Consider the following 23753-nt stretch of genomic DNA (forward strand, 5'->3'; position numbering starts at 1 on the left):
ATTGACAGAAGTCCAAAATGAGCCAATCCACGGAAAAAACGTTCCAATATTTCCCAAAAATGAGCCAAAACCATGAAAAAATGAGCCAAACCCATGAAAAAATAAGCAAAACCTAATTTCTAACCATCGTTACAAACAAAAATTCAACCTGAAAACCTTATTTTTCTTCTAAAAAATACAAAATCCCTCATTAATAAAAAAACGAATACTAGTTCGCATATTGCTGGTTTGTTTTTGGGTGAATGTGGTAGAATGTTAATATGAATTTTAACGATTCACTTTCCAGCGTCATCTCGGTCCATAAACAAGGTTATTAAGCTGAAAAGTGTCAACAAAATAGATTTGATTTTTTAAAAGCGGGGAGGAAACTATTTGTGAAGGATCAATTTGAATTAGTTTCAAAATATTCACCCCAAGGAGATCAGCCGGGAGCTATCAGGCAATTAGTCGAAGGCATCAACCAAAACAAGCGCCATCAGACACTCCTTGGTGCCACAGGTACAGGTAAGACTTTCACCGTTTCAAACGTGATTAAAGAGGTAAATAAACCAACGCTTGTCATTGCCCACAACAAAACACTGGCCGGACAGCTTTATAGTGAGTTCAAGGATTTTTTTCCAAACAATGCGGTTGAGTATTTTGTTAGTTATTATGATTATTATCAGCCTGAAGCCTACGTGCCACAAACCGATACATTTATCGAAAAAGATGCCAGCATTAACGATGAGATTGATAAACTACGTCACTCCGCAACCTCTTCCTTATTTGAGCGGAAGGATGTCATCATTATTGCCAGTGTCTCCTGTATTTATGGTCTCGGTTCGCCAGAAGAATATCGGGAAATGGTGTTGTCGCTCCGAACAGGTATGGAAATCGAGCGCAATCAATTGCTTCACCGTTTAGTTGACATTCAATATGAACGAAATGATATCGATTTTAAGCGAGGGACATTCCGAGTCCGCGGCGATGTTGTTGAAATTTTTCCAGTTTCGCGTGATGAGCATTGTGTTCGTGTGGAATTTTTCGGAGATGAAATCGACCGGATTCGTGAAGTCGATGCGCTCACAGGTGAAATCATCGGCGAACGCGAACATGTCGCCATTTTTCCAGCCTCCCACTTCGTTACAAGGGAAGAGAAGCTGCGTGTTGCCATCGAGAATATTGAAAAAGAACTCGAAGAACGGCTTGCCGTGCTCCGTGAAGAGAATAAATTGCTTGAAGCACAAAGGATTGAACAGCGTACACGATATGACTTAGAAATGATGCGGGAAATGGGATTTTGCTCAGGAATCGAGAATTACTCGCGCCATCTCACATTACGACCTGCAGGCTCGACACCATACACGCTGCTCGATTACTTTCCAGAGGATTTTCTCTTGATCATTGATGAGTCGCATGTTACCTTGCCACAGGTTAGAGGCATGTTCAATGGCGACAAAGCGCGGAAACAGGTGCTTGTGGACCACGGCTTCCGTTTGCCATCGGCCCTTGATAACAGACCGCTCACCTTTGATGAATTTGACAAGCATGTTCATAATGCCATCTTTGTTTCGGCAACACCTGGTCCTTATGAACTAGAGCACACCCCGGAAATGATCGAGCAAATCATTCGGCCAACAGGACTTCTCGATCCAACGATTGAAGTTCGTCCAATTGAGGGTCAGATTGATGACCTAATTGGTGAAATTCAAGACCGGGTGAAGAAAAATGAACGAGTTCTTGTTACGACACTAACGAAAAAAATGTCCGAGGACTTAACCGATTATCTGAAGGAAATTGGCATCAAAGTCCAATACTTGCATTCAGAAGTCAAAACGCTCGAACGGATTGAGATCATCCGTGAGCTTCGTCTTGGAAAATATGATGTTCTCATTGGAATTAACCTGCTCCGGGAAGGACTGGATATTCCTGAGGTTTCGCTCATTACTATTCTTGATGCCGACAAAGAGGGCTTCCTCAGGTCGGAACGTTCGTTAATCCAAACCATTGGCCGTGCCGCCCGGAATGCCAACGGCCACGTGATTATGTATGCTGACCGCATCACCAATTCCATGGAGCTGGCGATTGGTGAAACGAAGCGGCGCCGTGCGATTCAAGAGGAATACAACCTTAATCACGGAATCACGCCCCAGACGATTCAAAAAGAAATTCGCGATGTCATTCGCGCTACTCATGCGGCCGAGGATCAGGAAGAGTACAAACCAGCAGCATCATTTGGCAAGATGAGCAAAAAGGAAAAAGAGAAACTTATTGCTACCATGGAAAAAGAAATGAAATTTGAAGCCAAGGCCCTTAATTTTGAACGTGCCGCAGAGCTTCGTGATTTAATTTTGGAATTGAAAGCGGAAGGATGACGTATACAGATGGCAATGGAAAAATTAATTGTTAAAGGCGCCAGGGCCCATAATTTAAAAAATATCGATGTCACCATTCCGAGAGATAAGCTTGTCGTTTTGACGGGACTTTCCGGTTCGGGGAAGTCCTCGCTCGCGTTTGATACGATTTATGCCGAGGGACAGCGACGTTATGTCGAATCACTTTCGGCCTATGCACGGCAATTCCTTGGTCAAATGGATAAGCCTGATGTCGATGCGATTGAGGGTTTATCCCCAGCGATATCGATTGATCAAAAAACTACAAGCCGCAACCCGCGCTCAACGGTTGGGACGGTGACAGAAATCTATGATTATTTACGATTATTATTTGCGAGGGTCGGACACCCGACCTGCCCGATTCACCATATCGAAATTTCCTCACAAACGATTGAGCAAATGGTTGACCGGATTCTTGAATATCCTGAGCGGTCAAAAATGCAAATTCTTGCCCCAGTCGTTTCCGGTCGTAAAGGAACCCATGTTAAAGTCTTCGAAGACATTAAAAAACAGGGCTTCGTCCGTGTCCGCGTTGACGGAGAAATGGTCGATCTCGGAGACGACATTGAGCTTGAAAAAAATAAAAAGCACTCCATTGAAGTGGTCGTTGATCGAATTGTCGTCAAGGATGGGATTGCTGCCAGGATTGCAGACTCACTTGAAACGGCTTTGAAGCTTGGAGGAGGAAAAGTCATCGTCGATGTGATGGGCGAAGAAGAGCTGTTATTTAGTGAAAATCATGCTTGTCCTCACTGCGGTTTTTCCATCGGGGAGCTAGAGCCGCGAATGTTTTCCTTTAACAGTCCGTTCGGTGCCTGCCCAGAGTGTGACGGACTTGGTTCTAAACTTGAAGTCGATGTGGATCTTGTCATTCCCAACAAGGATTTAACGTTAAAGCAGCACGCAATTGCTCCGTGGGAGCCAACCAGCTCGCAGTATTACCCGCAGCTACTTGAGGCAGTTTGCAATCATTTCGGCGTTGATATGAATATTCCAGTTAAGGACATTCCTGAGAATCTTTTGGAGAAAGTTCTCTATGGTTCTGCTGGCGAAAAAATTTACTTCCGCTATGAGAACGATTTTGGCCAAATTCGCGAGGGACATATTGAATTTGAAGGTGTCATCCGCAATGTCGAGCGCCGCTATAAAGAGACAAGCTCTGATTATATCCGTGAGCAAATGGAAAAGTACATGGCCCAGCAGCCATGCCCAACCTGTAAAGGCTACCGTTTGAAAAAGGAAACCTTGGCAGTTCTAATTAATGGCCACCATATTGCACATGTGACTGACCTTTCCATCGAAGAAGCGCAACAGTTTTTTGCCGAATTAAAGCTTTCAGAAAAAGAAATGCAAATTGCGCGGTTAATTTTCCGTGAAATTAGTGAACGCCTTGGCTTCTTAATTAATGTCGGCCTCGATTATTTAACCCTTAGCCGTACAGCTGGCACACTTTCAGGTGGAGAGGCCCAGCGGATTCGCTTGGCAACACAAATTGGTTCAAGGCTTACGGGTGTGTTGTACATTTTAGATGAACCATCAATTGGACTTCATCAGCGTGACAATGACCGCTTAATCGGGACACTACAAAGCATGCGCGATATCGGCAACACCCTGATTGTCGTCGAGCACGACGAAGATACAATGCTCGCAGCCGACTATTTGATTGATATTGGCCCAGGTGCTGGCGTACACGGTGGGGAAATTGTCTCTGCGGGAACTCCTGAAGAGGTGATGGCCGACCTGAATTCGCTGACGGGGCAATACTTGGCGGGTAAGAAATTTATTCCCCTGCCTTTGGAACGCCGAAAGCCGGATGGCCGTTATATCGAAATCAAGGGTGCTTCCGAAAATAATTTAAAAAATGTCAATGCAAAACTTCCACTTGGTATGTTTATTGCGGTGACCGGAGTGTCTGGATCAGGAAAAAGTACACTCATCAATGAGATTCTTCATAAATCGCTGGCGCAAAAGCTTCATCATGCGAAAACCAAGCCTGGTGAACATAAGAGCATCAAAGGAATTGATTATTTAGAAAAAGTCGTTGATGTCGATCAGTCGCCAATTGGCAGAACGCCGCGCTCGAATCCGGCAACCTATACTGGAGTCTTTGATGATGTTCGTGATGTGTATGCTTCAACAAACGAAGCGAAAGTCCGAGGTTATAAAAAGGGTCGCTTTAGCTTTAATGTGAAAGGTGGACGTTGCGAAGCCTGCCGTGGTGATGGGATTATCAAAATCGAAATGCACTTTTTACCCGATGTTTATGTTCCTTGCGAAGTGTGTCATGGCAAACGTTATAACCGTGAAACGCTAGAAGTGAAGTACAAAGGGAAAAATATTTCCGACATCCTTGATATGACCGTTGAAGCTGCGGTCGAATTTTTCGAAAACATTCCAAAAATCAGCCGTAAGCTGCAAACGATTTTGGATGTCGGACTTGGTTATATCAAGCTCGGTCAGCCAGCGACAACATTATCAGGGGGAGAGGCCCAGCGTGTTAAGCTTGCTTCCGAGCTGCACCGCCGGTCCACGGGCAAATCATTTTATATTTTAGATGAGCCGACAACGGGCCTGCATGTTGATGACATTTCTCGTTTGCTCGTTGTTCTGCAGCGCTTGGTTGAAAACGGCGATACCGTTCTAGTCATCGAACACAACCTCGATGTCATTAAGGCAGCTGATTATCTTGTCGACCTTGGACCAGAAGGCGGAGATAAAGGTGGAACCATTGTTGCAACGGGAACGCCCGAAAAGGTCGCGGAAGTCCCAGCGTCCTATACCGGCAAATACTTAAAGCCAATTCTTGAACGTGACCGCTTACGAATGAAACAGCAAATTGAAGAGAAAGAAATGACCGTAAAAAGCTAAAACCTTGTGTTTTAGCTTTTTTTACGGCGTATAGAACGCCCTCGTTCTAAACTATATTGTGAATGCATGGCCTGTAATGCCGCTTTGCTTTATGACGAAAGCTGACCTGATAGGGACTTTGGATTCTTCCCGCTACCCCTGCCTCTGTGCTTCCCTTCAGTATCTAACCGTTTTTCCAATGCTCTGGCCACAAGTGATAAGGCGTAATTTACGATGAAATAAATTATGGCTACTAATAGAAAAATTGGGATAACAAAGTTGAAATTTCCGTTGTAAATCCCTTGGGCGTTATGGAACATTTCCGGCAATGTAATCACGACGGCTAGTGAAGTATCTTTTAATAAGGAAATAAACTGACTTACCAGCGGGGGAATCATCCGCTTTAATGCTTGCGGAAGAATAATGTGCCACATGGTTTGGATGTAGGTTAATCCAGAAGATCTTGCTGCTTCGATTTGTCCTTTTTCAATCGAGTTCAAGCCGCTTCTTACGATTTCAGAAATCATCGCTGATTCGAAAATTGTTAATGCCATGATGGCGGCTGGAATAATTTCTAGCTTTAAGCCAACTTCGCGCAAACCAAAATAAACGAAAAAAATAATAAGTAATAAAGGCAAATTACGGATTGTCTCGACAATAACTGCCACTACTTTTGAAAGAACAGGTATTTTAGCATAACGAATGGTCCCTAAGAGGCTGCCGATTAGAAAGCTTAAGATGATGGAAATAACAGCGATCTCGAGTGTGATTAGGAAACCTTTAAATAAATACCCAAGATTGCCGGATGAGTATGCACCAATAAAATCCATTTTTCATCTCCCCTTTTAATAGCTTCTCGCCAATCTTCGTTCCAAATAAATGACAAATAAGCTTAATGGGATGGTTAACACTAGATAAAACATCGCTGCAAAAATATAGGTATCAAAAGTTACATAGGTTTTTTCATGAATGTAATCGGCAAAATACATTAATTCCATCCCGGCAACAACCCCTAATATCGAGGAGTTTTTTACAAGGTTAATAAACTGATTCCCAATCGGAGGAATCACTATTTTTACCGCCTGGGGCAAAATCACGTATCTCATCGCTTGAATATATTTCAAACCTGAGGAACGAGCGGCTTCCATTTGCCCCTTATCAACAGACTGAATCCCTGCACGAACGGCCTCGGCAATAAAGGCAGCTGTATAAATTGACAGCCCAATCGTCCCCGCGGCAAACCCGCTTAAATTGATATAAACACTTAATCCGTGATAAAAGAAAAACACAATTATTATCAGCGGGATATTCCTGATAAACTCAACAAAACATGTCCCGATATAGTTCAAGATTCGCAGCGGAGCAATACGCATGACTGCGACAATAACTCCTAGGATAAAACTGCAAATCAGGCCAATAATACTGACCTCTATCGTCGTTAGGAAGCCTTTGAAAAACAAATCATAGTATGTTGTTAGTATGGAGAAATCAAGCATTTGCATCCTCCTCGTTCATTAAAGAGGATGGGGTATTTAAGCCCATCCTCTATTATGATAATCTTACTCTTTAATCCACTTTGCCTTAATTTTGGCGTATTCACCGCTACCTTGTAGGTTTTTCAAAAATTTATTTACATAGTCAACAAATTCTTGATCGCCTTTTACCATCGCAATTCCGTATGGTTCTTCTGTAAAGGTACTGCCAACTACTTCATAATCTGAATCTTGAGCGGCCATCCCGTATAAAATTGAGTTATCAGTTGTAAGGGCATCTCCCTTACCGGATTTTAAGGCCGTAAACGCTTCAGCATAGTTTTCAAATTCTAATAGTTCTGTCTCAGGGGCTGCTTTTTTAACGTTATCACCAGATGTTGCTCCTTTAACGGCGATTACCTTTGTCCCTTTTTTCAAATCATCGACACTCTTGATTGAGCTGCCTTTTTTCACTAACAACGATTGACCGGCATCAAAATACACATCTGAAAAATTAACTTCTCTTTTGCGGTCTTCCGTAATCGTCATCGTCGCAATAATCGCATCAATATCCCCATTTTTTAGCTTCGGTATCCGCGTTTTCGATGTGATTTCTACTAATTCCACTTTCTTTTCGTCCCCTAAGATTTTCTTTGCAAGGGCCTTAGCAATATCGATATCAAAGCCGGTGACATCCCCTGATTTTGGGTCTTTATATCCGAATAAGTACGTATCGTATTTAACACCGACGACAAATTTTCCCCGCTCCTTAATTTTTGCTAAGGTGCTGTCACTCTTACTGCCTGAGGATGACTTCCCGCAACCAACCATCAAAGCCGCGATTAATGTAAAAATGACCCCTATAAACAACCATTTTTTCATACTAATTTCCCCCTTATTTAATGATTTAAGACACGTTTTAAAAAGAGCTGGGCTCGCTCAGCTTGCGGTTGGGCAAAAAACTCGCTTGGCCTTCCTTCCTCAACAATTTTCCCTTCATTCATAAACACAACACTGTCGGCGACTTCTCGGGCAAAGCCCATTTCATGCGTGACTACTACCATCGTCATTCCTTCTGTTGCCAGCTGCTTCATTACTTCCAAAACTTCGCCTATCATTTCCGGGTCTAAAGCTGAAGTAGGCTCGTCAAATAACATGAGCTTCGGCTTCATTGCGAGCCCTCTGGCAATCGCGACCCTTTGCTGCTGTCCCCCTGATAATTGCGAGGGATATGAATTTGCTTTTTCAGGAATTCCGACCTTTTCCAAATAGAAAACGGCTGTCTCTTGCGCCGTTTTCTCATCCACACCCAGTGCTTTAATAGGTGCTAATGTAATATTTTCTAAAACTGTTTTGTGAGGGTACAAGTTAAAATGTTGAAACACCATCCCGATATTTTTGCGAAGGTCGTTAATATCAGTTTGTTTACCATTTACAGGGATGCCACTGACAACCAATTCGCCGTCAGAAATTGTTTCTAAGCGGTTAATACATCGCAGCATCGTGCTTTTGCCAGAGCCTGAGGGTCCAATGACGACAACAACCTCGCCTTGATCCACTTCTAAACTAATATCCTTTAAAACATGAAAACTACCATAATGCTTATTTACATTGCGAAATGATATCAAAACAACCCCCTCCAAAACGTAAGAGTAGTTAAAAGTAAATTCTCTTTACACTATGAATAGGGGACAAGGTTTATTCAGTTTTCTCCTTATGAATGTAAATATGGTCTGTAATCCCTAGGTGATTATTCCTGTTTAATATACAGGTTGGCGAGATCAAAAAGCTGGCGGAATCCCAGATCAAATCGGCAATATTCCCCCAAAAGACCAACGTGAACCCCAGATGGCCACTGTTATACTATTTTCAAAAAATCTTTACGCAAAATTATTTCGCAAAATTGAAAAAACTTTGAAATTTTAGTAGAATAATAGAAGATTCCCAAAAAAAGGAGATAAAAAGATGGTTTTGCGTTCTATTTTCCAACAGACCCTATTGTGGTTGATTACAATCATTCTGTTCCTATCATTGTTGCTCTTACCCCGCTCTACCACCTATCAAACTGGGGCAGGCGGGATGTATGTAAGTGCATCCTATAATTATTCTGTTGATGCGCATCTGAAACAATTTAAGGATTTTTTTCAATATATTAAGGATAATAAAGGACTTGGCACTGTTTATAATGGATACTCGTTAACGGAAAATGTTTGGCGCACATTCCAAAAAAGCATGCTGATTACCATTCCCGCCCTACTTATAGGCTTTTTCCTTGGGGTCATCAAAGGAATTTTCGACTATCGAATTCGCAACCGTAGAGGGAGGTTGTTCGGTGTTAGTACGACTAGATTCTTCCTTTCTATTCCAGATTTATTTTTAATAATTGCTCTACAGTTGTTGATCATGGAAGGCTTTGAGGCCGAACTGCTTCCTCATATTATCGTTTACGGCAGCGACCAGCCTAGTGTCGTTCTCCTAGATATTATCTTTTTATCGATTTATCCGCTATTTTACATAGCCAATATTACCTTTTTCAGTATCCGTGACGAGCAGGGGATGGATTACATCCGAACGGCCTTTTCCAAAGGGACATCCTCCTTTAAGGTATTGTATCGCCATGTCTTGAAAAATTGTTTTGTTAAAATATTGAGCCATACGAATACAATTACCCTTTATACGCTATCAAATTTATTTATTGTTGAGTTCCTGACAAATTATCGCGGGGCGGCTTTCTTTTTTTACGAAACGGTTATGTCCCCGAAAAATTTCATGGTTGGTCAGGATTTTACAATCGGGGTTTACCCTGCATCGGGGTATGTTATCCTCTTTACCGCAGTTATCTTTCTGGCGAAGGTCCTTAGTGAAATCGGCAGAGGATTGGTATCTCCGTTGGAAAGGAATGAATAGAATTGAAGAATTGGAAGCTTTGGATTAGTTCGCTTTTTTTGCTCATTTTGTTGTTTTTCGTTTTTGCTGGACCGTCATTGCCATTTGTAGATAGTGATTTAAAAGAGACAGGAGTAATAAAAACGGAGAAAGGGAGCTTTCTCCTGCCGCCTTTTGCCCCAAGGGAAGGATACCCGCTGGGAAGTAATCACAAAGGTGTTGATATCTTAAGCCTTATTATTTTGGGAGCTAAAGAAACATTGACCATCGTCGTCTTTGTCATTGTTATTCGTTATGTATTGGCCATTCCGTTAGCCATTGGCGGGTTTTATTCGAAACTGCTTGAAAAAATACTACAGGGCTGGCAACAGCTGTTTTCCTTTATGCCGCCAATCTTTTTTGTTACCTTTTTCGTGACACTGCCCTTAATCTTTTTTTCCAAGGATAGAGGATTGTGGGTTATTCTTATTCTTGCTGTTCTTGAAACGGGAAGGGTGGCAGAAATTATTCTGCAAAACATGAAGGAAACAAAGAAAAGGCCGTATATTGAAGCAGGAATTGTCGCTGGCGGAACTCCATTTCGAATGTTTAAAAACTATTATATGCCTGTCGTGATTCCGCATCTTATTATTTTAATTATCAATGATTTAGGCAGGGTGCTTTTTTTGCTTGCGCAGCTTGGTATTGTCAAAGTTTATGTTACCCATAAGTTTATTACGAATGAGTGGGGTGCCTATGAAGTAGTGAATACCTCCCTTGCCTGGCCAACGATGTTTTCGACGATTACGGCTGATATTTTTTCCTATCAGTGGATTCCGTTTTCCGTTATTGCGGCGATTGCCGTGACAATATATAGCTTTAATTTGTTTGCTGATGGCTTGCAAAAGTTTTTTGAACTTAAATACCGAACCTCTCGCGCTGATTTATAGGGTGAAACCTCCTTTTGTGGGGTTGTCCTTCATTCCCTGCCGATGTTAGTTGTCCCCTAACTATACTTTTCCCGAAAAGTCTTCAAGTGGGGGATTTACTGCCCGTTACTGCGCGATAAATACATAGCCGTTAGGCGAAGATAGGTATAACAGTGTAAAAAACAAAAATAATACGAAACTTTCAACGTGTCATTTCGTAAATTAAGGATAGAGGTGATGAATGATATGGATTCAAGAAAAGTTCTTTCAGGATTGTGCTATTTTAGTATATTTTTTGCGGGGTTTCTTTTTCCACTGGCTGTGTATTTTGCGACTGGGGATGAAATGACAAAGCAGCATGCGAAAAAGGCGCTGTTATCGCATTTAATTCCACTGATTCCGACACCGTTGATTGTTTTTGCTATCTGGTATGATTTTGCAACTATTCAAGATCAGGTTCCTGTTTTTACTATTATAGGTATTGTAGTGTTGGCACTCATTTGGATGATTGTCCTCATTTGGAATATTGTAAAAGGCGTAAAGGTCCTAATAGCTGAATAAGCTTTAAGAGGGAAAAATTTTTATATCTGAGGTGGAGACGATGAAAGAGGAACGAAAACGAATTTTAAAGATGGTCGAGGAAGGAAAACTAGCTGTCGATGAAGCATTAACCTTACTGGATGAACTGGAAAAGGCTCAGAAAACAATGGAAGAGAAGCAGGAGCAAATTGTTAACGAACTGTCGACGGCCGTTCAATTTGAGGAAGCGAAAAAGGAAGACCCTTTTCAGGCGAAATACCAATCGACAAAGGATAAAATTTTTGACTTTGTCGATGGTGCTTTGAAAAAAATTAAAGACCTTGATTTTGACTTAAACTTCGGACAATCCGTGGATATTTCCCATATTTTTCAGCATGGGAATGTCGATTTGAAAGATGTGGATATTGATGTGGCGAATGGTTCGGTGAAGCTTGCTGCCTGGGATCAACCAGACGTCAGGATTGAGTGTCAGGCAAAGGTTTACCGGGTTGACAACCAGGACCAAGCGCGACAAAACTTTTTAAGAGATGTCATTTTTTCTGTGGAGAACCAGAAGTTACGATTTATGACCCAGCAAAAATGGATGAAGGTAGAAACAATCATCTATGTACCAAAGGCGCAATATGAGCGAGTTCGTATTAGAATGTTTAATGGTGCGGTAACCAGTGAAGAAATGAATGTTCAAGATTTGCGGGTGAAAACCGCCAATGGAAAAATAACTGTTAACCGTTTGAATGGGCAAAAGGCAGAGTTGGAAACCGCGAACGGAAAAATCAAGATGATTAGCAGTCTGTTCGATGATATTGAAGCAGAGACCATTAACGGTGCGATTATGCTTGAAGGTGATTTTAAAAGGGTGGAAACCCAGTCGTTTAACGGAAATATTAGCTACAACGTTCGCGGAAATCGATGCGAATTGCTTCAAGCAAAAGCAACAACGGGTGGCATTGACTTGTTTGTCCCAGAGAGTGCACCTGTCAATGGCGAATTCAAGACCAATCTTGGCGGCTTTAATTTGAACCTTGTCGGCGTCCAGGTTCTTGAGGAGAAAAGTGAAATGATTCAAAAATCGCTCCGCTTCCAATCCGTCAATCATCCTGATAAAATGGTAAGAATCGTTGCCGATACCAAAACAGGCTCGATTTCGATTCAAAAATCACTTGAGGAATAAGTAGGAGACGGTAAAATGAGATGGCTGATTGGATGTTTGATTAATGCGGTTTTGTTTATGGCACTTGCGGGCTATTTTCACGAAAGCTTTTACATTACAGGGTTTATGGCCGCATTTCAGGCGAGCATTTTGTTATCCATCTTAAATGTTCTGGTGCGTCCACTCCTCATTCTCTTTACCTTACCAGTGACGGTCTTAACGATGGGTCTGTTTCTATTTGTCATCAATGCAATGACCCTCGAGCTGACGGATTGGTTAATGGGGGATGCCTTTGAGATCCATGGCTTTGGCATGGCCCTGTTTTTTGCGGTACTGATGTCGCTCGTCAACTTAGTGATTCAAAAAACAATTCTCGATCCTTCAAGAAAATCGAAGCATTAAATAATCCGGTGCGTGCTGCTAATTAGTGGTGCGCACCTTTTTTTATTTGTCATTTTGAACAACTTCCATTTGGTTCTTTTTCAAATAATGCTAAAATAAGAGATATGAATTTTTTTGAATCTTTTTCTATGGTAAAGGGGCAGAGCGTCGCAAACTTGATCAGCTTATCTAATAATTGTTGACCCATATACTTTTTTCACTTTGAATGAAGTAAAGCTCAGCTTTGCTCATACCGCCTTTATTATGTTGCTTTTCTACTCCTATCTAGTTCATTTTCATGATTGGGTTGGGAGCTGGAACTCAAGATTTTTATTAAAAAAATTTAGTCTGTTTGAGGAGGAAGATTCTTGCCAAAAGTACGTACCAAAGATATATTGGAAAAATTCCAGCTTGAATTGGTCAGCGGTGAAGAGGGAATTAACCGCCCCATCACAACGAGTGATATTTCACGGCCAGGAATTGAAATGGCTGGTTACTTTGAATTCTATCCTGCTGAACGGATCCAGCTTTTAGGGAAAACAGAGCTGTCCTTTTTTGAAGAGCTACCTGAAGGTGAACGCATTTCCAGAATGGAACGGTTATGCACCGATATTACTCCGGCAATTATCGTCACGAGAGATATTGAAGTGCCGGTGGAGTTAATAGAAGCAGCGGAACGCGAATCTGTACCTGTTTTAAGGACGAGTATGAAGACCACCCGTTTTTCAAGCCGTCTAACCAATTATTTAGAAAGCAATCTGGCGCCAACAACAGCTGTCCATGGCGTCTTGGTTGACGTTTATGGAATCGGTGTGTTAATTACCGGAAAAAGCGGCGTCGGAAAAAGTGAAACTGCCTTAGAATTGGTCAAGCGCGGTCATCGCCTTGTCGCCGATGATTGCGTAGAAATTCGTCAGGAGGACCAGGATACATTAGTCGGTACCTCTCCGGAATTAATCGAGCATTTATTGGAAATCCGCGGCTTAGGGATCATCAATGTGATGACACTTTTTGGTGCCGGTGCCGTTCGCAGTAATAAGCGCATCACGCTCATCATGGATTTAGAAATCTGGGATTCCAAAAAGCAGTACGACCGCCTTGGTTTGGATGAAGAGAAAATGAAAATTATTGATACTGAGGTAACAAAACTGACGGTTCCTGTCCGTCCTGGACGAAACCTGGCTGTTATTATTGAGGTTGCGGCGATGAACTTCCGTTTAAAACGAATGGGTGTGAATGCAGCACAGCAATTTACAGAGAGACTCTCTGATGTGATTGAAGACGTAGATCAGGAAGATATTTAGGAGGAAAGGTGATAGATAGATGAACGAAAATATTCAGCCACTGAATCCAATTGCCTTTTCACTTGGCCCGATTGAAGTGCATTGGTACGGAATAATTATTGGCTCAGGTCTGGCACTGGCATTGTTTCTTGCCATTAGAGAAGGAAATCGCAGGGGACTCCCGAAAGACATCTTTGCCGATTTGATGCTTTGGGCGATTCCGATTGCGATTATCTCAGCGCGCATATACTATGTGATTTTTGAATGGAAGTATTATGTTAATCATCCGGCAGAGATTCCGCAAATATGGAATGGTGGAATTGCCATTCATGGCGCCTTGATTGGTTCCGTAATAACAGCGCTTGTTTTTGCGAAAAAACGAGGAATTTCTTTTTGGAAAATTGTTGACATCGCCGCCCCAAGTATTATTCTTGGTCAGGCAATCGGTCGCTGGGGAAATTTTATGAACCAGGAAGCCCATGGTGGTGAAGTAACAAGGTCTTTTCTTGAAAACTTGCATTTACCGGACTTTATTATCAATCAAATGTATATTAACGGAGCCTATTATCATCCAACGTTCTTATATGAATCCGTTTGGGATTTTGCCGGCTTTATTCTATTAATTTTGCTTCGACGTGTGAATTTACGTCGCGGGGAACTCTTTCTTTCCTATGTCATTTGGTATTCAGTCGGCCGCTATTACATTGAAGGATTAAGGACGGATAGTCTAATGCTAGGCAGCATGCGAATGGCGCAAATGATTTCGCTTGCCTTGATTGTTGGAGCAGCGGCGATTTTACTTTACCGCCGCCAAAAGAAACTTGCTGATGCACATTACTTAGATCAAGCGAATTTGTAGCAAATAGGGGGAACTTTGGAGATGCTGCAAAACTCATTGAAAAAGGGGTTACTGGTTGGCTTTAAGACTACGTGGACGCTAGGGAAAGTTATATTTCCAGTTACCCTCATTGTGGCAGTGCTGCAGTATACACCAGTTTTGCCATGGGTAATAAAAATGATTTCCCCGCTCATGAAATTGCTAGGTTTGTCCGGGGATGCCGCGATTCCACTTGTTCTCGGGAATTTCCTCAACCTGTATGCGGCAATCGGCGCCATCTTGACGTTTGATTTTTCGGTAAAAGAAGTGTTTATATTAGCCGTAATGCTTTCCTTTTCCCATAATTTATTTATTGAATCAGGCGTTGCTATGAAAGCAGGCGTGAAGCTGTGGGTGGTCCTGGTCACAAGGCCTGGACTTGCGCTTCTGTCTGCCGTCGTGATTAATCTTGTTTGGCATGGAGGCAGGGAAACTGCTCAATATGGCTTGATTCAGCCGAGTGCGCAACATGCTGACGGAATCGCGGCCATCATAGTTGAAGCCATTCAAAAAGCGGGGTTGGGCATATTACAGTTAGCGATGATTGTCATCCCGCTCATGGTTGTGATTCAAATTTTAAAGGATTTACAATGGTTAAATAAGTTTTCAAAAACGATGGCCCCGGTCACGAAGACACTAGGAATGAAGGAGAACACCTCAACGACGATGGCCGCCGGTTTATTATTCGGCTTAGCTTATGGTGCCGGTGTGATGATCCAAGCCGTAAAGGAAGATGGAGTCAGCAAAAAGGATATTACGCTGGCGTTTATTTTTCTAATGGCCTGCCATGCAGTTATCGAGGATACATTAATCTTTGCTCCGCTCGGCATTCCTATTTGGCCGCTGTTTTTAATCCGGCTAGGAGTCGCGATTGTGTTAACTTTAGTTGTCGGCACCATTTGGAAACGCTCGGGGCTAGCGAAAAGAAAGGATGCAACCTATGAACAACAAAATTACGACAATACTCTTTGATTTAGATGGAACATTAATTGATACAAATGAATTAATTATTTCGACTTATTTGCACACGCTTGAAAAATTTTATCCAAGCAAGTACCAGCGCGAGGATGTTTTACCATTTATGGGACCCACCTTGCAAGAAGCCTTTAGTACAGTTGATCCGGACCGTGTCGAGGAAATGATAGTGGAATATCGTGCATTTAATCTCGCAAATCACGATGCACTGGTGAGAGAGTTTGAAGGTGTTTTTGAGACGGTTCAAACTTTATTCGAAAAAGGTTACAAACTCGGAATTGTCACCACGAAACGTCATGACGTCGCCTTGAAGGGTCTGCGCCTGATGAATCTTGATCGCTTTTTTGAAGTGATTGTCGCACTTGATCATGTGACAAAAGTTAAGCCAGATCCGGAGCCCATTTTACATGCGCTTGAGCAATTAGATGCTGTCCCTGCGGAAACACTTATGGTCGGCGATAATTACCATGATATTTTAGCTGGGAAAAATGCCGGCACGCTGTCTGCAGGTGTGGCCTGGTCCATTAAAGGAAGAGACTATATTGCCAAATACGAACCGGATTACATCCTAGAGAAAATGGCTGATTTATTAACTGTTCTCGGAGTGTGAGATGAATGAGAGATACGACTCGCTACCCAGTTGAAGGGGCGAACTCTTTATGGCATGTCTATAAGACTGTGCCATTTTGGAAGGTAGTCAAAAATTTTATTGTGATTCAGCTAGGACGTTACACGCCATTTTTGGGGATGAAGAATTGGCTTTATCGTGTATTTCTAGGACTTAAGATTGGGGAGCAAACCTCTTTCGCGTTAATGGTCATGCTGGATGTGATGTTTCCTGAAAAAATTAGCGTTGGCCGTAACACGGTTATCGGCTATAACACGACCATCCTAGCGCATGAGTATTTAATTAAAGAATATCGGCTCGGCCCTGTTTCGATTGGCAGCGAAGTAATGATCGGTGCCAATTCGACGATTCTTCCTGGAGTGACGATTGGCGATGGGGCGATTGTATCGGCAGGAACGCTTGTCCATAAGGATGTTCCTGCGGGGGCATTTGTCGGTGGCAACCCAATGCGGGTGATTTACTCGAAGGAAGACCTGGCTGAACGCTGGGCAGATGACCCGATTTATGGTGGGAAAAATAACATATGATGTTTGAATGGAGCCTGGTTTGCTGTAACCCAGGCTTTTTTTTATGGAGTTCTTTCGGGCTGAGGAGTAATTTGTGGAGTTGGCGGAATAAATCCAAAATTTAGAGGAATCTATCCAAATTCGCGCGGAATTCACCTTCAGCAACATGTCCCATACCTTGCGACTGATGATTTTTTCATTGACGAAAAGATTATCGAAGGGTAAACTACTACTAATTAACTTTAATTCACTACCAATTTATCAGACTAAAGTAAAATGAAAAAGGATGAGCATGATGAGTCGCTTGTTTATGTTTGAAAAGCCTTTAGGAATGCGCGATACGTTGCCAGAGGTATATGAAAAGAAGCATCGCGTTCGGTCAGTCATGGCAGAAACGATGAAACTTTGGGGCTATCAATTTATCGAAACACCCACACTTGAATACTTCGAGACTGTCGGGGCGGCATCGGCCATTGTCGACCAACAACTTTTTAAATTGCTCGACAAAGAGGGGCATACGCTAGTCCTCAGACCGGATATGACAGCTCCAATCGCTCGGGTAGCAGCATCCAAGCTATTAGATGAGGATCTTCCAGTAAGATTAGCATACTCTGCTAATGTTTTCCGGGCCCAGCAGCGAGAGGGAGGGCGGCCTGCTGAGTTTGAGCAAATTGGTATTGAATGTCTGAACGAGGATACCGTTTCTTGCGATGGCGAGGTTATTGCCTTACTGATTTCTTCCTTAAAAAAAGCAGGACTGAGGCAATTTCAAGTTTCGATTGGTCATGTCGGCTTTGCCCAGGAGTTGTTCATGCAAATCCTCGGAACGAACGGACGAGCAACAGCGCTACGAAAATTTTTATATGAAAAAAATTATGTCGGCTATCGAGAGCATGTGAACTCCCTCCAGCTATCATCAATCGATAAGCAGAGACTATTAATGCTACTCCAATTAAGAGGCGGTGAAGAAGTCATCGGAATGGCTCTCAATCTTATTGAAAATGGCAAGGGCAAGCAGGCCCTCCTCGAACTGAGGGAGCTTTGGGATGTTATCAAGGATTATGGCGTGGAGGAGCAGGTGAAATTCGATTTTTCAATTGTCAGCCATATGAGCTATTATTCTGGCGTTTTATTTGAGGCGTATGCCGGGAATGTCGGATTTCCTATCGGAAATGGTGGCCGTTACAGTTTAATTGAGAAGTTTGGAAAAAAAGCAACGGCGACCGGGTTTGCGGTTCGGCTTGATATGCTGCTCGAAGCCTTAGGAGAACTAGACGTCAAAAATTCCACTCACTGCATTTTTTTCAGCCAGGAGCGGCGAAAGGAAGCCTTTCAACTAGCCAAAGAAATGCATAGGCAAGGTAAGTCTGCCTTGCTTCAGGACATTACCGGTGTAAAAAATTTAGATGCCTTTACAAAAAAATTTGCCGGGACGACCTATTTAATCGGAGGACACACAGATGAGTAACATCCTAACGATTGCAATGCCAAAGGGGAGAATTTTTGAAGAAGCTGTGGGCTTACTGAGAAAAGCCGGCTACAGGCTGCCGCCGGAATTTGACGATTCAAGAAAATTGATCATTGACGTCGCCGAGGAAGGCCTCCGATTTATTTTAGCCAAGCCAATGGATGTTGCTACCTATGTTGAGCACGGTGTTGCTGATGTGGGAATTGCCGGGAAGGACGTGTTGCTTGAGGAGGAGCGCGATGTTTATGAGCTGCTTGATCTCAAGATCAGCCATTGCTATTTGGCGGTTGCCGGTCTTCCAGATACAAATATGAATGATGTGGCCCCAAGAGTCGCAACCAAATATCCGAATGTGGCGGAAGCCTATTTTCGCGAGCAAGGGGAACAGGTTGAAATTATCAAATTGAATGGCTCCATCGAACTGGCTCCATTAATCGGCCTTTCCGACAGAATCGTTGATATTGTCTCAACCGGCCGGACATTAAAGGAAAATGGGCTCGTGGAATACGAGCGAATGGTTGATGTGACATCGCGCCTGATTGTCAATCCTGTCAGCTATCGAATTAAAGACACTCGGATTGACGAATTGGTAACAAGGCTACATGAAGTGGTTTCATAGGGAGGGCAAAATATGAAAATAGTTAAAGTGTCTGACCAGGTATCACTTAAACGTTCGATTGAAACCGGCACCTTTGAACAGCAGTCTATCGTCAAAGACATTATCGCTGATGTACGTACTCATGGTGACGCAGCTTTAAGAACGTACACGGAGAAATTCGATCGCGTCAACTTGTCTTCTTTTTCCGTACCAGAAAAAGAAATCGAAGAGGCCTATGGTCAGATGAAGGATTCATTTGTGGCAATTGTTCGAGAAGCGGTGGATAATATCCGCTCCTTTCATGAAAAGCAACTGCGGCCATCGTGGATGACAACGGAAGAGAACGGAACAATTCTGGGACAAAAAATAACCCCGCTTGATTCGGTTGGAGTGTACGTGCCAGGCGGTACGGCTGCCTACCCCTCATCGGTGTTGATGAACGTAATTCCAGCGAAAGTGGCCGGTGTCAAACGAATTGTAATGGTGTCGCCGCCTAACTTCGATGGGAAATTGCCAGCAGCGGTGCTCGTTGCTGCAAGGGAAGCGGGCGTCGAGGAAATATATAAGGTTGGCGGGGCACAAGCAATTGCAGCCATTGCCTATGGAACGGAATCGATTGCCGCTGTTGATAAAATTACCGGCCCTGGAAATATCTTTGTGGCATTGGCGAAACGGGAGGTATTCGGCGATGTTGATATTGATATGATTGCCGGACCGAGTGAGATTGCGATATTAGCAGATGATACAGCAAGGGCTGACGAGGTTGCGGCCGATCTGTTATCACAGGCAGAGCACGATTCCCGAGCCTGTAGCGTTCTAGTTACTCCGTCGCTAAAATTGGCTGAAGCTGTGTCGTTAGAAGTCGAACAGCAGTTAGCATTGCTGCCGCGTAAGGAAATTGCGGCACGGTCAATTGCAGATTACGGAGCCATCTATGTAACCGTTGATCTCGACGAAGCAATTGATATAGTTAACCAATTAGCGCCCGAACATCTTGAAGTTATCACTGAAAATGGACTTGAGCTTCTCGGGAAAATTCGTCACGCTGGGGCCATTTTTATCGGACGATACAGTTCCGAGCCTGTTGGCGATTATTTTGCCGGGCCAAACCATGTGCTACCGACAAACGGAACAGCCCGTTTCTCAAGTCCACTTAATGTCGATGATTTTCAAAAGAAATCGAGCGTGATCATCTACAGCAAAAAGGCTTTAACCGACAACGGAGCGAAGATAGCTGAATTTGCCAGAATGGAAGGGCTTGAGGCACACGCCCGAGCTGTCGAAATAAGACTCAACAACGATAAATAGCTTCTTTACATGTCATGTTTGAAGGTTAATAAGGGCTCTTAAGGACAAGATCCCTCAACAGAACAGGAAAATTGTCAATATTGTTTTTGTAAATAAATTCCAATTCAAACGGTCTATAAAAGAAGAAAATAATTCAAGGAGGGCAGCTTCATGGAAAGAGTGGCAAGCATCGAACGGAACACAAATGAAACAAAAATTCAACTATCGTTAGAAATTGATGGGGATGGCCAGTCCAATCTTGAAACAGGTGTCCCATTCTTAAGTCATATGCTGGATTTATTCACTAAACATGGCCAATTTAACCTGACTGTTGACGCCCAAGGCGATATCGAAGTTGATGATCACCATACAACGGAAGATATCGGTATTTGTCTGGGGCAGGCACTACGCGAAGCACTTGGAGATAAAAAAGGCATTAAGCGTTACGGGAATGCGTTTGTACCGATGGATGAAGCACTAGCCCAGGTAGTGGTCGATCTCAGCAACCGCCCGCATCTCGAAATGCGAGCCGAGTTCCCAGGACAGAAGGTGGGAAGCTTTGATACCGAGCTTGTCCATGAATTTCTTTGGAAGCTTGCCCTTGAGGCGCGGATGAACCTCCATGTGATTGTTCATTATGGAAAAAACACCCACCATATGATCGAGGCTGTTTTTAAAGCACTTGGCCGGGCACTCGACGAAGCAACCACGATTGACCCGCGCATTAACGGGATCCCATCGACAAAAGGGATGTTATAGAAGAAAGGCACCGTTTTTTAAAAATCGACAAAATAGGGGCGGTGTCAGGCACCGTTCCAAAAAGGTGGCATCAACATGATTGGTATTGTTGACTACGGCATGGGAAATCTCTTTAGCGTAAGCAAGGCGTTAGAACGACTCGGTGCCGAATATTTTATTTCTGCTGATAAACATAAATTGCTTCATGCCGATGCCTTGATTCTCCCAGGAGTAGGTGCCTTTCGTGATGCGATGGAACGGCTCCCAGGAGAAACGATTAAGGAATTTGCGGCAACGGGGAAACCACTGCTCGGAATCTGTCTTGGCATGCAGCTGCTGTTTGAGCAAAGTGAGGAAAATGGCTTAACGAAAGGCATAGGATTATTGCCGGGAAGTGTTCGTCGTTTTCCGGGGCGAACGCTTGCAGACATTCCATACAAAGTTCCACACATGGGCTGGAACCGGCTTGAATTTGTCCAGTCGTCACCTCTTTTGAACAATTTACAAGAGGATTATGTTTATTTCGTCCATTCTTATTTTGTAAATGCGGAAAATTCGGATGTACTCCTGGCAAAAACAGTTTACCATGAACAGGTTTCAGCGGTAGTAGGAAGAGACAATGTGTTGGGGATGCAATTTCATCCTGAAAAAAGTAGCAAGCTTGGGATGGCCCTTCTCGCAAATTTTTTAAAAATAGTGGAAGAAAGGAAGGCGGTTCGATGAGCTTCACGATCTACCCGGCGATTGATATGCGGGGCGGCAATTGTGTTCGTCTTCTTCAAGGGGATTATCGTAAAGAAACGATTTATGGAGAGTCGCCATTTGATATGGCTCGAAGCTTTGCAATTGATGGTGCTGAATGGATTCACATGGTCGACCTTGATGGTGCAAAGGATGGCCAGCGAGTCAACGACCGTTTTGTGATTGAGGCCGCGCAAAGACTAAAGACAAAAATTCAAATTGGTGGCGGCATTCGCTCCGAGGACGATATTCTTCACTATCTGGAAAATGGCGTGGACCGAGTGATTATTGGGAGCATTGCTGTTTCGAAGCCTGAATTTGCGATCGAAATGATTAAGAAATTTGGTAAAAAAATTGCAGTCGGTATTGATGCCAAAGATGGCTATGTTGCCACCCATGGCTGGCTGAATACTTCAGAGTTAACAGCGGTTGAACTGGGCCAACGTTTTGCTGATGCTGGGGCTGAAACATTTATTTTTACCGATATTGCCACCGATGGAACCTTAGCAGGCCCGAATATTGCCGCTGTTTGTGAAATGGCTGAAGTAACTGGAAAAAATGTCATCGCCTCAGGCGGGGTAAGCAGTCTTACAGATTTACAGGCTTTAGCTGCAGCGAACGGTGTAAACGGAGCGATTGTTGGTAAAGCCATCTATGAAGGTCGCTTTACATTAACGGAAGCGTTGGAAGAGGTGGCTCCGATATGACATTAACAAAGCGAATCATTCCCTGCCTTGATGTAAAGGATGGTCGCGTGGTAAAGGGGATTCAATTTGTCCAGCTTCGTGATGCCGGTGATCCTGTTGAGCTTGCACGGTTTTATGATGAGCAAGGGGCAGACGAGCTTGTGTTCCTTGATATTTCTGCTTCCGTCGAGGGCAGGAAAACAATGGTTGAAGTCGTCAAGGCTATTGCCTCTGAGCTGGCAATTCCATTTACGGTAGGCGGAGGCATCAATTCTTTGGAAGACATGAAGAAAATTCTTCGCTCTGGAGCTGATAAAGTGTCATTGAATACAGCAGCCGTGCTAAATTCGGAGTTGATTAAGGAAGGTGCCGGCTATTTCGGTTCGCAATGTATCGTAGTGGCGATTGATGCTAAATTTGATGAAGAGTTAGGGACGTGGCGAGTATATACCCATGGCGGCCGGAAGCCTACTGACAAAAAAGTAATAGAGTGGGCAGTGGAGGCGGCCGATCTTGGTGCCGGAGAAATTTTATTAACTAGTATGGATAGCGATGGCGCGAAAAACGGATTCGACATAAAGCTAACGATGGCAGTAAGTGAGGCGGTACCGATTCCGGTAATTGCTTCAGGTGGTGCCGGGAATGCCGAACATTTTGAAAAAGCCTTTTTGTATGGAATGGCCGATGCTGCACTCGCTGCCTCAATCTTTCATTATAAAGAAACCTCAGTCCATGAAGTAAAAGGCTATTTGCGGGAAAAAGGAGTTGTCGTTCGATGAACGTGAAATTTGATGAAAAAGGGCTTGTTCCGGCCATTATCCAGGATACCGAAACAATGGAAGTACTAACGCTCGCCTACATGAACGAGAAATCTCTTGAGAAAACACTGGAAACTGGGGAAACGTGGTTTTTCAGTCGCTCACGTCAGGAGTTATGGCATAAAGGAGCGACTAGCGGGAACACCCAGTCAGTCGTTAGTATCCAGTACGACTGTGATCAAGATACAGTGCTCGTGCTTGTTAACCCTAGGGGCCCTGCCTGCCACACGGGTGCGGTTAGTTGTTTTTCGAAAGGGGGTTTAGAGCGTCCTCCTAGCATGAAGGACTATCAAATATTATCAACACTTGAGAAGGTTATTTTGGAGCGCAAGCAGGAGCGTCCAGAGGGTGCTTATACCACCTATCTGTTTGAAAAAGGCGTCGATAAAATTTTGAAAAAAGTCGGGGAAGAAGCAGCCGAGGTGATTATTGCAGCCAAGAATCGCGATCATGAAGAGCTGAAGTGGGAAGCGGCCGATTTGCTTTATCACCTGCAGGTATTATTAGTGGAGCAAGGGCTACCATTTAAAGAAGTATTGCGTACTTTAGAAGAAAGACACAAAGACCGGTCCTAAAGAGGGGCTGGTTTTGT

Annotated in this window: 24 protein-coding genes; 20 read left to right on the forward strand and 4 right to left on the reverse strand. The window is 43.4% G+C overall.

Translation table 11 applies throughout. The annotated features are described in order from the left end of the window. Positions 1-374 precede the first annotated feature (374 nt). Together uvrB and uvrA are read left to right on the forward strand one after the other, a co-directional pair. Positions 375-2354 (forward strand): excinuclease ABC subunit UvrB, encoded by a 1980-nt coding sequence (gene uvrB, locus RTR43_RS00005; protein ID WP_312468765.1) that lies wholly within the window; start codon positions 375-377, stop codon positions 2352-2354. A gap of 9 nt (positions 2355-2363) precedes the next feature. Next, complete coding sequence (gene uvrA, locus RTR43_RS00010) at positions 2364-5240, forward strand: excinuclease ABC subunit UvrA (protein WP_312468766.1); 2877 nt, start codon at positions 2364-2366, stop codon at positions 5238-5240. An 89-nt stretch (positions 5241-5329) separates the two neighbouring features. On the opposite strand, the gene RTR43_RS00015 is transcribed toward uvrA, so the two are convergent. The 4 genes from RTR43_RS00015 to RTR43_RS00030 all read right to left on the reverse strand — a co-directional run bounded on the left by RTR43_RS00015 (position 5330) and on the right by RTR43_RS00030 (position 8319). Then, entirely contained in the window at positions 5330-6049 is a 720-nt protein-coding gene (locus tag RTR43_RS00015; protein WP_312468768.1) for an amino acid ABC transporter permease, read from the reverse strand. A 15-nt stretch (positions 6050-6064) separates the two neighbouring features. Further along, positions 6065-6715, reverse strand: coding sequence for an amino acid ABC transporter permease (locus RTR43_RS00020; RefSeq protein WP_312468769.1), 651 nt, complete (start codon positions 6713-6715; stop codon positions 6065-6067). Positions 6716-6778: 63 nt separating this feature from the next. Beyond that, positions 6779-7573: a glutamate ABC transporter substrate-binding protein gene (locus RTR43_RS00025; protein ID WP_312468770.1), complete on the reverse strand. Its 795-nt coding sequence runs from the start codon at positions 7571-7573 to the stop codon at positions 6779-6781. A 17-nt stretch (positions 7574-7590) separates the two neighbouring features. Continuing rightward, entirely contained in the window at positions 7591-8319 is a 729-nt protein-coding gene (locus RTR43_RS00030) for an amino acid ABC transporter ATP-binding protein (protein ID WP_312468771.1), read from the reverse strand. 337 nt (positions 8320-8656) lie between these two features. On the opposite strand from RTR43_RS00030, the gene RTR43_RS00035 reads away from it, so the two are divergent. The 18 genes from RTR43_RS00035 to hisIE all read left to right on the forward strand — a co-directional run bounded on the left by RTR43_RS00035 (position 8657) and on the right by hisIE (position 23736). Next, positions 8657-9598: an ABC transporter permease subunit gene (locus RTR43_RS00035; RefSeq protein ID WP_312468772.1), complete on the forward strand. Its 942-nt coding sequence runs from the start codon at positions 8657-8659 to the stop codon at positions 9596-9598. Between the two features lie 2 nt (positions 9599-9600). After that, on the forward strand, positions 9601-10506 hold the full coding sequence (locus RTR43_RS00040; RefSeq protein WP_312468774.1) for an ABC transporter permease subunit: 906 nt from the start codon (positions 9601-9603) through the stop codon (positions 10504-10506). Positions 10507-10731: 225 nt separating this feature from the next. Next, positions 10732-11046, forward strand: a complete 315-nt coding sequence (locus RTR43_RS00045) for a magnetosome magnetite crystal formation protein family (protein WP_312468776.1) — start codon at positions 10732-10734, stop codon at positions 11044-11046. A gap of 40 nt (positions 11047-11086) precedes the next feature. Further along, positions 11087-12196 carry a DUF4097 family beta strand repeat-containing protein gene (locus tag RTR43_RS00050; protein ID WP_312468778.1) on the forward strand — a complete coding sequence of 370 codons (1110 nt, stop codon included), beginning with the start codon at positions 11087-11089 and terminating at the stop codon, positions 12194-12196. 15 nt (positions 12197-12211) lie between these two features. Further along, a complete protein-coding gene (locus RTR43_RS00055) occupies positions 12212-12577 on the forward strand; it encodes a phage holin family protein (protein ID WP_248736691.1) in 366 nt (121 codons plus the stop codon). A gap of 347 nt (positions 12578-12924) precedes the next feature. After that, positions 12925-13860, forward strand: coding sequence for an HPr(Ser) kinase/phosphatase (hprK, locus tag RTR43_RS00060; RefSeq protein ID WP_248736690.1), 936 nt, complete (start codon positions 12925-12927; stop codon positions 13858-13860). 19 nt (positions 13861-13879) lie between these two features. Further along, the gene (lgt, locus tag RTR43_RS00065) at positions 13880-14698 is read left to right on the forward strand and encodes a prolipoprotein diacylglyceryl transferase (RefSeq protein WP_312468782.1); all 819 of its coding nucleotides are present in this window, start codon (positions 13880-13882) and stop codon (positions 14696-14698) included. A gap of 21 nt (positions 14699-14719) precedes the next feature. Then, positions 14720-15688: a nucleoside recognition domain-containing protein gene (locus RTR43_RS00070; protein WP_312468783.1), complete on the forward strand. Its 969-nt coding sequence runs from the start codon at positions 14720-14722 to the stop codon at positions 15686-15688. Beyond that, positions 15657-16301, forward strand: a complete 645-nt coding sequence (gene ppaX / locus RTR43_RS00075) for a pyrophosphatase PpaX (RefSeq protein WP_312468784.1) — start codon at positions 15657-15659, stop codon at positions 16299-16301. Before RTR43_RS00070 ends, ppaX begins: the two co-directional genes overlap by 32 nt. 5 nt (positions 16302-16306) lie before the next feature. Continuing rightward, positions 16307-16846 carry an acyltransferase gene (locus RTR43_RS00080; RefSeq protein WP_312468785.1) on the forward strand — a complete coding sequence of 180 codons (540 nt, stop codon included), beginning with the start codon at positions 16307-16309 and terminating at the stop codon, positions 16844-16846. A gap of 274 nt (positions 16847-17120) precedes the next feature. Further along, positions 17121-18293 (forward strand): ATP phosphoribosyltransferase regulatory subunit, encoded by a 1173-nt coding sequence (locus RTR43_RS00085; protein ID WP_312469104.1) that lies wholly within the window; start codon positions 17121-17123, stop codon positions 18291-18293. Next, entirely contained in the window at positions 18286-18912 is a 627-nt protein-coding gene (gene hisG, locus RTR43_RS00090) for an ATP phosphoribosyltransferase (protein WP_312468786.1), read from the forward strand. The genes RTR43_RS00085 and hisG overlap by 8 nt, the downstream gene beginning before the upstream one ends. 12 nt (positions 18913-18924) lie before the next feature. Further along, a complete protein-coding gene (gene hisD, locus RTR43_RS00095; protein WP_312468787.1) occupies positions 18925-20199 on the forward strand; it encodes a histidinol dehydrogenase in 1275 nt (424 codons plus the stop codon). Between the two features lie 150 nt (positions 20200-20349). After that, positions 20350-20937: an imidazoleglycerol-phosphate dehydratase HisB gene (hisB, locus tag RTR43_RS00100; RefSeq protein WP_312468788.1), complete on the forward strand. Its 588-nt coding sequence runs from the start codon at positions 20350-20352 to the stop codon at positions 20935-20937. Positions 20938-21012: 75 nt separating this feature from the next. Continuing rightward, positions 21013-21639, forward strand: a complete 627-nt coding sequence (gene hisH / locus RTR43_RS00105) for an imidazole glycerol phosphate synthase subunit HisH (RefSeq protein ID WP_312468790.1) — start codon at positions 21013-21015, stop codon at positions 21637-21639. After that, positions 21636-22364: a 1-(5-phosphoribosyl)-5-[(5-phosphoribosylamino)methylideneamino]imidazole-4-carboxamide isomerase gene (hisA, locus tag RTR43_RS00110; protein WP_312468791.1), complete on the forward strand. Its 729-nt coding sequence runs from the start codon at positions 21636-21638 to the stop codon at positions 22362-22364. Before hisH ends, hisA begins: the two co-directional genes overlap by 4 nt. Continuing rightward, complete coding sequence (gene hisF / locus RTR43_RS00115) at positions 22361-23122, forward strand: imidazole glycerol phosphate synthase subunit HisF (RefSeq protein ID WP_312468793.1); 762 nt, start codon at positions 22361-22363, stop codon at positions 23120-23122. The genes hisA and hisF overlap by 4 nt, the downstream gene beginning before the upstream one ends. Further along, complete coding sequence (gene hisIE, locus RTR43_RS00120; RefSeq protein ID WP_312468795.1) at positions 23119-23736, forward strand: bifunctional phosphoribosyl-AMP cyclohydrolase/phosphoribosyl-ATP diphosphatase HisIE; 618 nt, start codon at positions 23119-23121, stop codon at positions 23734-23736. Before hisF ends, hisIE begins: the two co-directional genes overlap by 4 nt. Positions 23737-23753 lie beyond the last annotated feature (17 nt).

The organism is Neobacillus sp. (assembly GCF_031988165.1).
Taxonomy (GTDB): Bacteria; Bacillota; Bacilli; order Bacillales; family Cytobacillaceae; genus Neobacillus; species Neobacillus rhizosphaerae.